Below are 9,576 nucleotides of genomic sequence, written 5' to 3'. Positions count from 1 at the left end.
TGGTACACCCGCCGCTCGGGGGGGGGCACGGGCGCCCGCCCTCCCCCCCGCGTTGTCCCCCCCAACCTCCCCCCCCCCCCCGGGGGGGGCGGGGGGGGGGGGCGGGGGGGCGGGCCCCCCGGCCCCCGCGCCGTGTCCGGCGGGGGTTGCGCACGCCGCCGTGCGCAAGCCCGACACGCCGACCGGCCGGTTGCGCCGGTGGCGACCCGGGGAAACCGCGATGATGGTCTGCGTGGGGGAGGGCAGAGGCATCGAGGGCACGACAGAGGCGACGCCCCGGCGGTCACCCGGAGCCACCCGTACGCGCGACGCGCCCGCCGCGACGCGCGGGCCGGACGAGGCCGGCGGCCGGGCGCTGCGCGGGGTGGACGCCGCGGGCGGGCTGGCCGCGCTGCGCGGCCTGCTGGACCGTCCGCTGGCCTCCTACTACCTGCTGCTGTCCAGCGCCGGGCTGCTGCTGCTGATCGGCCTGACGATGGTCTTCTCCGCGACCAGCGTCCGCGAGTACGCCCAGGGCGGCAACGCCTTCGCCGCGCTCACCAAGCAGGCGATCTTCGCGGTGATCGGCATCGTGGCCTTCTGGGCATGCCAGCGGCTGCCGGCGAAGACCTACCGGGTGCTCGGCCGGCCGCTGCTGTTCACCGCCGTCGGCCTGCTGCTGGTGCTCAACCTGCTGCTCGCGTACGCGCGGCTGACGGGCCAGGACTCCGCCCGGATCGGCCCGATCGAGGCCCGGCTGCTGTGGCTCTTCGTCGGCGGCATCCAGGTGCAGCCCTCGGAGCTGGCGAAGTTCGCCCTGGTGCTCTGGGGGGCCCACGTGATCGCCCGCAAGGGCGCCGCGCTGGGCTGGTGGCGCGAGTTGGCCACCCCGCTCTTCCCGGTCGTCGGCCTGCTCTTCGTCCTGGTCGGCTACAACGACCTCGGCACGATGCTCTGCCTGCTCGCCGTGGTGGTGGGGCTGCTCTGGGCGGCCGGGGTGCGGATGCGCGTCTTCGGCACGCTGTCCGTGCTCGGGCTGCTCGGCGTCGGCCTGCTGATCGCCGTCGCCTCCCTGGGTGCCGGCTCCGGCGAGCGGGGCGAGGAGAACTACCGCTTCGCGCGACTGATGTCGTTCTTCAACCCGCCCTCCCCGGACGACTGCAAGCTCGAGGGCTGCTACCAGATCTACCAGGGGCGGCTGGCCATCGAGCACGGCGGCTGGTTCGGCGTGGGGCTCGGCAAGTCCAGCCTCAAGTTCGGCTGGCTGCCGGAGGCGCACAACGACTTCATCTTCGCGATCATCGCCGAGGAGCTGGGCGTGATCGGCTGCGTCGTGGTGCTCAGCCTGTTCGCCGTGCTGGCCTACACCGGGCTGCGCATCGCCCGGCGCGTCGAGGACCCGTTCCGCCGGCTCGCCGCCGCCGCGGCGACCACCTGGCTGGTCAGCCAGGCAGTGATCAACATCGGCGGGGTGGTCGGGCTGCTGCCGATCACCGGCCTGCCGCTGCCGTTCATCTCCGACGGCGGAAGCGCCCTGGTCGTGACGCTCGCCGCGATCGGGATGCTCGCCTCCTTCGCCCGCGCCGAACCCGACGCCGCCAGAGCGCTGCATGCCCGTCCGCCGGCCCGATGGGTCCGACTACTCTGGGCCCCGTTGCCGCCGCTTCCCGGGCGGCGTCGCCGCCCGGCGTCGCCCCCGGCTGCCCGAGGGTCCGTGCCCCGGTCGCGGGAGCGGCGGCCCGACGACCAGGCCGCACCGCGCGGCGTCCGGCTCGCCCGGACCCGGCGCGGGTCGGCGGACGAGAGGAGACGTTGATGGGTCCGCTGCGTTCGGTGGTGCTCGCGGGAGGTGGCACCGGGGGGCACATCTACCCGCTGCTCGCCTTCGCCGACTGCCTGCGCCGACACGACCCCGGCGTCCGGATCACCTGCCTGGGCACCCCGAAGGGCCTGGAGAACGAGCTGATCCCGCCGCAGGGCTACGACCTGCGGCAGATCCCGGCCTACCAGCTTCCCCGGTCGGTCAACATGAACCTGGTCAAGACCCCGGGCCGGATGTGGACCGCGGCCCGCGCCGCGGGCAAGGTGATCGACGAGGTGCGCGCCGACGTGGTGGTGGGCTTCGGCGGGTACGTCTCCGTGCCGGCCTACCTCGCGGCCTGGCGGCGCGAGCTGCCGATCGTCATCCACGAGGTGAACGTGCCGCCGGGCGTGGCCAACCGGCTCGGCATGAAGTTCACCAAGCACCTCGCCGTCGGCTTCCCGCACCAGCCCGCCCAGTCCGAGGCGCTGCGCGACGCCCGGGTCGTCGGCGTGCCGCTGCGCCGGGGCATCGCCGGCCTGGACCGGGTCGCCATGCGCAACGCGGCGCGGGCCCACTTCGGGCTCCGCCCCGACCTGCCGGTGCTCTTCGTCGCCGGCGGCTCGCAGGGCGCCCGCTCGATCAACCTCGCGGTGGCCGGGGCGGCCAAGGAACTCGCCCGCAACGGGGTGCAGGTGCTGCACGTGATCGGTGCCCGCAACGAGCCGGTGCCGGTCCCCACCGACCTGCCGGTCCCGTACGTGACGCTGCCGTACCTGTCCGAGATGGAGGCCGGCTACGCCGCCGCCGACCTGATGCTGGGCCGGGGCGGGGCGATGACCTGCGCCGAGGTGGCCGCGATCGGGCTGCCCACCATCTACGTGCCCTACCCGCACAGCAACCAGGAGCAGAAGCGCAACGCGCTGCCCGTGGTGGAGGCCGGCGGCGGGCTGCTCGTCGACGACGCCGAGCTGACCCCCGACTGGGTCGAGCGGACCGTCATCCCGCTGATCCGCGACCCGCACCGGCTCGCCGCCATGGGTGCCGCCGCCGCCGCGTACGGGCGCCGCGACGGCGACGAGGCGCTGCTCAACTTCGTCTACGAGGCGGTGGCGGCCCGATGAGGGCGCGGCCCGTCCGCCCCGAGGCCCGCGCCGCCGCGACCGGAAGGTTCCCGTCATGAACACCGCACAGTTCACCCCGGCAGGCACGCTCACCGCGGAGGACCTGGGCACGATCCACCTGATCGGGGTGGGCGGGGTCGGCATGAGCGGCCTGGCCCGGCTCTTCCTCACCCGGGGCATCCCCGTCTCCGGCAGCGAGCTGCGGGAGTGGCCGTCCCTGGCCGGCCTGCGGGCGCTCGGCGGCACCATCCACATGAGCCACGAGGCGTCCAACCTCGACGGCGTCGACACGGTCGTCTACTCCTCGGCGATCCCGCAGGACCACCTCGAGATGGTGGAGGCGCGCCGGCGCGGCCTGCGCGTGCTGCACCGCTCCGAGGCCCTCGCGGCGGCGATGACCGGCCGCCGGACGGTGGCGGTCGCCGGCACGCACGGCAAGACCACCACCACCTCGATGGTCACGATGGTGCTCCAGCAGGCCGGGCAGGACCCGTCCTTCGTGATCGGCGGGGAGATCTCCGAGGTCGGCTCGGGCGCCCACCACGGCACGGGTGAGTACTTCGTGGTCGAGGCGGACGAGAGCGACCGCTCCTTCCTGATCTACCGCCCGTACGTGTCGATCATCACGAACGTCGAGGCCGACCACCTGAACACCTACGGGGACCTGGCCAACCTGGAGGCGGCCTTCGCCGAGTTCGCCCGGCTCACCGACCCGGACGGCTTCATCATCACCTGCGCCGACGACCCGGGCGGGCGGCGGCTGGCCGAGACGCTGCGCGCGGAGGGCCGGCGGGTGCACACGTACGGCGAGGCGGCCGACGCCGACCTGCGGCTGACCGGCGTCGCCTCCTCGGCCCGGGGGGTCCGCTACCTGGCGGAGATCGACGGCCGGTCGCTGGGCGAGTTCCGGCTGCCGGTGCCGGGGCGGCACATGGGGCTCAACAGCGCCTCGGCGGTGCTGGCCGCGTACCTGCTGGGGCTGCCGCTGGAGGCGGCCGAGGCCGCGCTCGCGGCGTTCCCCGGCGTGCGGCGGCGCTTCGAGCGCAAGGGCGTCGCGGACGACGTGCTGGTCTACGACGAGTACGCCTACCACCCGACCTCGATGACGCTGGCGCTGCAGACGTTGCGTGAGGTGGCCGGGGACGGCCGGCTGATCGTGGTGTTCCAGCCCTACCGGCTCTACCGCACCCGCGACCTCCAGACGGAGATCGCCGAGGCGCTGGCCATCGCCGACGAGATGGTGCTGCTGGAGGTCTTCGGCCCGGGCGAGCTGCGCCAGCCGGGGGAGGGCTCGGCGGCGCTGGTCGAGGCCGTGCCGCTGCCGGCGGAGCGGAAGGTCTTCGTGGACTCGTGGGAGGCGGCGCCGGCCGAGGTGGCCCGGCGGGCCCGCCCCGGTGACGTCGTGGTGACCATGGGCGCCCCGCCGATCTCGCTGATGGGGGACCAGCTGCTGGACGCGCTGTCGACGCGTACCGCCGATCCGGCGGCGCCGGCGGGCACGACGCCCGGCGGCGAGGCCGGCGGGGCGACGACCATCGGCGGCACCGTTCCCGGCGTCGGCGGCGCGGTCCCGGACGGCGCGGCGCCCGCGGCCGGATGAGCCCCGGTCCGGCGCGCGGGCGCACCACCGGCGCGGACGGCGGTGGCCGGCGCGGACCGGTGCGCCGATGGCAGCTGGTCCGGGCCGGCAGCGACGCGGTCCCCGCCTCGACCCGGCGGTTCATGGCCCGCGCCCGGCAGCGCCGGATGCGGGCCGCGATGCCGTGGGCGATCGCGGCCGGCGTGCTCGGCCTGGCCGGGCTGGTCGCCTGGGCGCTGCTCGGCACCGGCCTGTTCGGGGTGCGCGAGGTCCGGGTCGAGGGCGCGGAACTGGTCAGCGCGGTGCAGGTGCGCGACGCGGCGGCGGTGCCCGACGGGGCCCCGCTGGCCGGGGCGGACCTGGCCGCCATCGCGCGGCGGGTCGGGGGACTGCCGGCGGTGGAGCGGGCGGTCGTCACCCGGGACTGGCCGGACGCGCTGGTGGTGCGGGTGACCGAGCGCACGGGCGTGGCGGCGGTGCCGCGCGGCGAACAGTTCGTGGTGGTCGACGGGACGGGCGTGGTGTTCCGGACCCTGCCCCGGCAGCCGGACGGCCTGCCGGTGGTCCGGCTCGCCGAGCCGGGGCCGGACGACGGGGCGACCCGGGCCGCCCTGGAGGTGCTCGCCGTGCTCACCCCGGAGCTGCGGGCCGGGCTGGTGGACGTGACCGTCGAGGGGCTGGCCCGGATCAAGCTCCGGCTGCGCGACGACCGGGTGGTGGTCTGGGGGGACGCGACCCGGGGCGCGGACAAGGCACGGGTCGCCACCGCCCTGCTCGACCGCGAGGCCGACACCATCGACGTGAGCGCCCCGGACGTGGTGACCCTGCGGTGACCGGCAGCTCGGTCCCACCGGGCGACGTGACCCGTCCCGCTCCCACGGCGACACGCCGGGCGGGTCCTTGGCTCACGGCGTGGGTGCGCTTACGTTGCCCCGAAGGGGTTCAGTGGTTGACATAACTGTAAGCCTCTAGTAGAGGGTGAGGGTTTAATCCTGATCCTCGCTGGTGACAGCTGTCGTCGACCGCTGGTCTGGCCAAGCCGTACCCGGTCGGCCCATGCCAATCTCGAAGGGAAAGGACCGGAGATGACACCTCCGCACAACTACCTGGCGGTCATCAAGGTCGTCGGCATCGGTGGCGGCGGCGTCAACGCCGTCAACCGGATGATCGAGGTTGGGCTCAAGGGCGTCGAGTTCATCGCGATCAACACCGACGCGCAGGCGCTGCTGATGAGCGACGCCGACGTCAAGCTCGACGTCGGCCGCGAGCTGACCCGTGGGCTCGGCGCGGGCGCCAACCCCGACGTCGGCAAGAACGCCGCCGAGGACCACCGCGACGAGATCGAGGAGGTGCTCAAGGGCGCCGACATGGTCTTCGTGACCTGCGGCGAGGGCGGCGGCACCGGCACCGGCGGGGCGCCCGTGGTGGCGAACATCGCGCGCAAGCTCGGCGCCCTGACCATCGGCGTGGTGACCCGGCCGTTCTCCTTCGAGGGCAAGCGCCGCCAGGTGCAGGCCGAGTCCGGGATAGACGAGCTGCGCAACCAGTGCGACACGCTGATCGTCATCCCCAACGACCGGCTGCTGGCGCTCGGCGACCGCAACATCAGCATGATGGACGCGTTCCGCACCGCCGACCAGGTCCTTCTCTCCGGTGTCCAGGGCATCACCGACCTGATCACCACGCCGGGCCTGATCAACCTGGACTTCGCCGACGTCAAGAGCGTGATGAGCGGCGCGGGCAGCGCGCTGATGGGCATCGGCAGCGCCCGCGGCGAGAACCGCGCCGTCGAGGCGGCCGAGGCGGCCATCTCCAGCCCGCTGCTGGAGCAGAGCATGGACGGCGCCCGCGGTGTGCTGCTCTCCATCGCCGGCGGGTCGGACCTGGGCCTGTTCGAGATCAACGACGCGGCCCAGCTCGTCACCGACGCGGCCCACCCGGACGCCAACATCATCTTCGGCGCGGTCATCGACGACGCCCTCGGCGACGAGGTGCGGGTCACCGTCATCGCGGCGGGCTTCGACGGCGGCGCGCCGGCGTACAAGGCCGCCGAGTCGGGCCGCAAGCCCAACCAGAACCAGCCCACCCAGCCCAGCACGCCGGTCACGCCCCCGCCGACGATGCCGGCGCCGACCCAGTCGCCGCGCCGGGTGCTCTTCGACGACGTGGACGTGCCCGACTTCCTCAAGAACGGTTCCTGAGCCCCGCCGATGACCGACAGCCCAGCCACGGTGCGCCCGGACCGGCGCGCCGAACTCGCGGCCGGCCTGGCCGACGTACGATCCCGGATCGCGCAGGCGTGCGCCGACGCGGGACGGGACACTTCCGAGATCACCATGATCGCGGTGACCAAGACCTACCCGGCCGGGGACGTGGTGGCCCTGGCCGGGCTCGGCGTCACCGACGTGGGGGAGAACCGGGACCAGGAGGCGTCCGCCAAGGCGGCCGAGGTGGCCGCGGCCGGGGTGACGCCCCGGTGGCACTTCATCGGCCAGTTGCAGCGCAACAAGGCCCGGTCGGTGGTCCGCTACGCCGACGTGGTCCACTCCGTCGACAGTGTCCGGCTGGCGCGGGCGCTGGACGCGGCCTCGGCGGCGGGCCGGGACCGGCCGCTGGACGTGCTGGTCCAGGTCAGCATCGACGGGGCCACCGGCCGGGGCGGGGCGCTGCCCGACTCGGCCGACCCGGACGCCGGGCTCGGCCCGGTGGCCGAGGCGGTGGCCGGCGCGGACGGCCTGCGGCTGACCGGCCTGATGGCGGTGGCGCCGCTGGGCTGGGAGCCGGAGCGGGCGTTCGCCCGGCTGGCCGAGGTGGCCGCCGGGTTCCGGACGCTCCATCCGGGAGCCACCGCCCTCTCCGCCGGCATGAGCGGGGACCTGGAGATCGCGATCCGGTACGGCGCGACACATGTCCGCGTGGGCAGCGCGTTGCTCGGAATGCGTCCCACGCTGCGGTAGCCTGACCGCGAGAGAAGCAAATTACATGCGTGTTGTTTTGAAGGGGCGGCGTCCCGTTGTCGGGGGTCGTGGCGTGCGACGCGAATCGCGCGCCAGGGGATTGCCGGTCCGGTCCGGTGGGCAGAAAGTGTTCCACTCGCGACAAGGCGACACGGCACGGGGGCGCGTGCCGCACGGCGGACGGGAAGGGCGCGGGATGGGTGCACTGCGCAAGGCGGGGGTCTGGCTCGGTCTGGTCGAAGAGGACGACGAGCGGGCCTACGACGACGGTGGCTACGACAAGGGTGGCTACCGTGATTCGCGCTACCGGCAGAGCCGGTACTCGGAGGAGTTCGCCGACGACGAGGAGGACGACGCCGAGGAGCCGCCGGCGCCCCGGTCCCGCCTCGGCGACCGTGGCCGGCTCTCCGAGCGGGTCGCCTCCCGGGCGGCCGAGGCCGAGCGGGCCGACGGCGACCGCCCGGAGCGGGCCGAGCGGTCCAGCGTCCGCTCCATCACCCGGTCGACCGCCGGCGAGACCTCCGGGGCGCTGACCTACCACACCCGCGACAACCTGGCCCTGGCGCCGCAGGCGCAGCCGCGTGAGCGGGCGGTCGTCGCCGAGGAGGAGCAGCGCTACCAGATCACCACGCTGCACCCCACCACCTACCGCGAGGCGCGGACCATCGGCGAGCACTTCCGCGACGGCGTCCCGGTGATCATCAACCTCACCGAGATGGACGAGGCGGACGCGCGTCGACTTGTCGACTTCGCCGCCGGGCTCGCGTTCGGCCTGCGCGGTACGATCGAGCGCGTGACCAATCGGGTGTTCCTGCTCTCACCGGCCAACGTCCAGGTCACCGCGGAGGACAAGGCCAAGATCGCCGAGGGCGGCTTCTTCAGTCTGAGCTAGCCCCGCCCGACCCGAGGGACGTCGCCTGTCGTGTTGTCGATCGTGCTGCAAGTGCTGTATCTGGTGCTCTACATCTTCCTCATCACCCTGCTCGCCCGGTTCGTCCTGAGCGCCGTCCTCCAGTACGGTCGGCGCTGGCAGCCGGGCCGCGGGGCATCGGTGGGTCTGGAAATCGTGTGGAGCGTCACTGATCCCCCCCTCAACGCGTTGAGGCGTGTGATCCCTCCGTTGCGAATTGGTACCGTGAGCATCGACCTGGCCTCACTTGTGCTCCTGGTTATCCTGTTCGTGCTGATGGAGTTCGTGTTGAGGCGGTCGATCATAAGCCTTGTCTGATGACCGACGCGCTTTCGCGGCCGCAACTGACCCGAGGAGTTTCGATGCCGCTGACCCCGGCCGACGTCCACAACGTCGCCTTCAAAAAGCCGCCGATCGGCAAGCGGGGGTATGACGAGGAGGAGGTCGACGCTTTCCTGGACGAGGTCGAGCGCGAGCTTGCCCGTCTCATCGAGGAGAACAACGAGCTGCGTGCCCAGGTGGAGCGCGGTGGCCGTGGCGGTGCCCCCGCCGGCCCCGGCGGCGACGCCCGTCTCGCGGCGGAGCTCAACGACGTCAAGGCCCAGCTCGACCGGGTGCAGCGCGACAAGGCGGCGGCCGAGCAGGCCGCCCGGGCGATGCAGGCGGAGCTGGAGCAGGTCCGTACGGCCGGCGGGCCGGCGGTGACCGGTGACGGCGAGCAGCAGGCGCTGCGGGTGCTGATGATGGCCCAGCGGACGGCCGACGACCACGTCTCGGACGCCCGTCGCGAGGCCGACCAGCTGCTCTCCGAGGCCCGTTCCAAGGCGGAGGAGGTCACCCGCGAGGCCCGTTCCAAGGCCGACGCCCTCGAGCGCGACGCCCGCCAGCGGTACCAGGAGGCCATGGGCGGCCTGGACGCCAAGCGCACCGCGCTGCAGAAGCACATCGAGGAGCTCAAGCAGTTCGAGCGCGAGTACCGCACCCGCCTGAAGGCCTACCTGGAGAGCCAGCTGCGCGACCTCGACGGCCGTGGCCAGGGCCTGGAGGCCGAGATGACCCGTGGTGAGGGCACCCGGGCCGCCGGCGGCAACGGGCTCGCCGCAGCCGGTCTCGCCGGCTCCTACGGCGGCGGTCGTTCCGGCGCCCTCGAATCCGGTCGCTGACCACCGGTCGGCGGCCGTCGCCACCGCGACGGTCGCCGACCTCGCCTCATCGGCACGACACGG

At 73.8% G+C, this 9,576-nt stretch carries 9 protein-coding genes; all 9 read left to right on the top strand.

All coding sequences use genetic code 11. The features are described from left to right. Positions 1 to 382 precede the first annotated feature (382 nt). The 9 genes from ABT006_RS22850 to ABT006_RS22810 all read left to right on the top strand — a co-directional run bounded on the left by ABT006_RS22850 (position 383) and on the right by ABT006_RS22810 (position 9,513). Complete coding sequence (locus ABT006_RS22850) at positions 383 to 1,795, top strand: FtsW/RodA/SpoVE family cell cycle protein (protein ID WP_350709390.1); 1,413 nt, start codon at positions 383 to 385, stop codon at positions 1,793 to 1,795. Continuing rightward, entirely contained in the window at positions 1,795 to 2,904 is a 1,110-nt protein-coding gene (gene murG / locus ABT006_RS22845; protein WP_350709365.1) for an undecaprenyldiphospho-muramoylpentapeptide beta-N-acetylglucosaminyltransferase, read from the top strand. The genes ABT006_RS22850 and murG overlap by 1 nt, the downstream gene beginning before the upstream one ends. Positions 2,905 to 2,959: 55 nt before the next feature. Further along, a complete protein-coding gene (gene murC / locus ABT006_RS22840; RefSeq protein WP_350709364.1) occupies positions 2,960 to 4,504 on the top strand; it encodes a UDP-N-acetylmuramate--L-alanine ligase in 1,545 nt (514 codons plus the stop codon). Then, complete coding sequence (locus ABT006_RS22835; RefSeq protein WP_350709363.1) at positions 4,501 to 5,316, top strand: cell division protein FtsQ/DivIB; 816 nt, start codon at positions 4,501 to 4,503, stop codon at positions 5,314 to 5,316. Before murC ends, ABT006_RS22835 begins: the two co-directional genes overlap by 4 nt. Positions 5,317 to 5,568: 252 nt before the next feature. Beyond that, positions 5,569 to 6,684, top strand: a complete 1,116-nt coding sequence (gene ftsZ / locus ABT006_RS22830; protein WP_350686241.1) for a cell division protein FtsZ — start codon at positions 5,569 to 5,571, stop codon at positions 6,682 to 6,684. A 9-nt stretch (positions 6,685 to 6,693) separates the two neighbouring features. Further along, positions 6,694 to 7,440, top strand: a complete 747-nt coding sequence (locus tag ABT006_RS22825) for a YggS family pyridoxal phosphate-dependent enzyme (protein WP_350709361.1) — start codon at positions 6,694 to 6,696, stop codon at positions 7,438 to 7,440. 196 nt (positions 7,441 to 7,636) lie between these two features. Further along, entirely contained in the window at positions 7,637 to 8,332 is a 696-nt protein-coding gene (locus tag ABT006_RS22820) for a cell division protein SepF (RefSeq protein ID WP_350709359.1), read from the top strand. 30 nt (positions 8,333 to 8,362) lie between these two features. Further along, the gene (locus tag ABT006_RS22815; protein WP_350709358.1) at positions 8,363 to 8,668 is read left to right on the top strand and encodes a YggT family protein; all 306 of its coding nucleotides are present in this window, start codon (positions 8,363 to 8,365) and stop codon (positions 8,666 to 8,668) included. A gap of 44 nt (positions 8,669 to 8,712) precedes the next feature. Then, complete coding sequence (locus ABT006_RS22810) at positions 8,713 to 9,513, top strand: DivIVA domain-containing protein (RefSeq protein ID WP_350709356.1); 801 nt, start codon at positions 8,713 to 8,715, stop codon at positions 9,511 to 9,513. Positions 9,514 to 9,576: the final 63 nt, after the last annotated feature.

The sequence above is a fragment of the Micromonospora sp. NPDC002717 genome (assembly GCF_040295705.1).
Taxonomy (GTDB): domain Bacteria; phylum Actinomycetota; class Actinomycetes; order Mycobacteriales; family Micromonosporaceae; genus Micromonospora.
The sequence above is the reverse complement of the archived record's forward strand: the minus strand, read 5'-3'. Positions and strand labels throughout refer to the sequence as shown.

What these genes read in the sequence shown, in the direction of transcription:
- murG (WP_350709365.1), top strand. Translation starts at nt 1,795, where the DNA reads ATGGGTCCGCTGCGTTCGGTGGTGCTCGCGGGAGGTGGCACCGGGGGG.
- murC (WP_350709364.1), top strand. Translation starts at nt 2,960, where the DNA reads ATGAACACCGCACAGTTCACCCCGGCAGGCACGCTCACCGCGGAGGAC.
- ABT006_RS22835 (WP_350709363.1), top strand. Translation starts at nt 4,501, where the DNA reads ATGAGCCCCGGTCCGGCGCGCGGGCGCACCACCGGCGCGGACGGCGGT.
- ftsZ (WP_350686241.1), top strand. Translation starts at nt 5,569, where the DNA reads ATGACACCTCCGCACAACTACCTGGCGGTCATCAAGGTCGTCGGCATC.
- ABT006_RS22825 (WP_350709361.1), top strand. Translation starts at nt 6,694, where the DNA reads ATGACCGACAGCCCAGCCACGGTGCGCCCGGACCGGCGCGCCGAACTC.
- ABT006_RS22820 (WP_350709359.1), top strand. Translation starts at nt 7,637, where the DNA reads ATGGGTGCACTGCGCAAGGCGGGGGTCTGGCTCGGTCTGGTCGAAGAG.
- ABT006_RS22810 (WP_350709356.1), top strand. Translation starts at nt 8,713, where the DNA reads ATGCCGCTGACCCCGGCCGACGTCCACAACGTCGCCTTCAAAAAGCCG.